Origin of the sequence: Arthrobacter globiformis (genome assembly GCF_003261175.1) — a bacterium.
GTDB classification, from domain to species: Bacteria; Actinomycetota; Actinomycetes; order Actinomycetales; family Micrococcaceae; genus Arthrobacter; species Arthrobacter globiformis_A.
Genome location: NZ_QLNP01000037.1, coordinates 1 through 1,028, shown reverse-complemented (window position 1 = coordinate 1,028; position 1,028 = coordinate 1). Strand labels below are relative to the sequence as shown.

Genomic DNA, 1,028 nt, shown 5'->3' with positions numbered 1-1,028 from the left:
TACGGCGGTCATAGCGTGGGGGAAACGCCCGGTCCCATTCCGAACCCGGAAGCTAAGACCCACAGCGCCGATGGTACTGCACCCGGGAGGGTGTGGGAGAGTAGGTCACCGCCGGACAACCATTAAAAGGTCGAGAGCCCCAACCAGACACCCTGGTTGGGGCTCTCCCGCATTTAACCCACCAGCGGCACCGGGCTCAGGCCCCGACATCCAGTCGGGGCCTGAGCCGTTTAAAGGCCGCCGCCCGTCGGACGTGCCGGTGCCCTGGCCGGCGGCTACCGGCCTGGGCGCCGGCCACCGGCCGTGGTGCCGGCAGCTGCGCCGTCGGCACCGCGAACCCGTCCTGGAGGTCCTTCGCCCCTCCCGTCCAGGTCCTGCCCAGAAGGGGCGGGGTCCCCGTGCCGGAGCTGTCCCGGACGATGACCGGAGGTGCTTCGGTGAGGAACTTCACCACAGCAACGTCCCGCACGTTATCGGGACTGTGGTTCGTGAAGACTGTGGTTTGTGGAGGCTGCGGTTTGTGATGCCAAGGTGCTGGCCGGCGGCGGCCCGCAGCCGGGTTGGGTCGGGGGAGGATTTCCGGTGCGCGGGCCAACAGCTGCCGGCACCGGCCGGCATGCCCGACTGTGACGCGGTCCATAAAACTGATCCGGACCCTGGGTGGCTCCGTAACCGCCTTGCCGGGCCCAAAACCCGCGGCAATTCAAGGGTTTCGGGACGGATCGGTGCCTCTCTTGGCCGGGTTGCTTTGGGGGTGGGGTGGGTGTAATGTATTCCAAGTCGCCGCGAGGGAGACAGCGAAGAGCTGGTAACCGCGGGCGGCCAAATCCCCGAAATCAAGACCATGATCTGGTGACTTTTAGGTTGCTTGGGTGTGGTGGGGCTGGTTTTCCTGCCGATGAGGATCCTGAAACATGGGTTTGCGTCGGGGAGTGAAACCGGGTAAGTTTGAAAAGTTGCTCCGGAGCGATCCTGAACGTTGGTTTGGGTGGTGCCGGGTGTGTCTGTTGTTTGAGAACTCAATAGTG

1 protein-coding gene and 1 rRNA gene are annotated in these 1,028 nt (G+C 64.5%); one reads left to right on the top strand and one right to left on the bottom strand.

Annotated features, from left to right (window positions below):
- Positions 1 to 117: ribosomal RNA gene (gene rrf / locus DBZ45_RS03065) — 5S ribosomal RNA — on the top strand.
- Between the two features lie 79 nt (positions 118 to 196).
- Here the strand turns inward: rrf and DBZ45_RS22580 are convergent.
- Positions 197 to 469 carry a hypothetical protein gene (locus DBZ45_RS22580; RefSeq protein WP_146617432.1) on the bottom strand — a complete coding sequence of 91 codons (273 nt, stop codon included), beginning with the start codon at positions 467 to 469 and terminating at the stop codon, positions 197 to 199.
- Between the last annotated feature and the right edge of the window lie 559 nt (positions 470 to 1,028).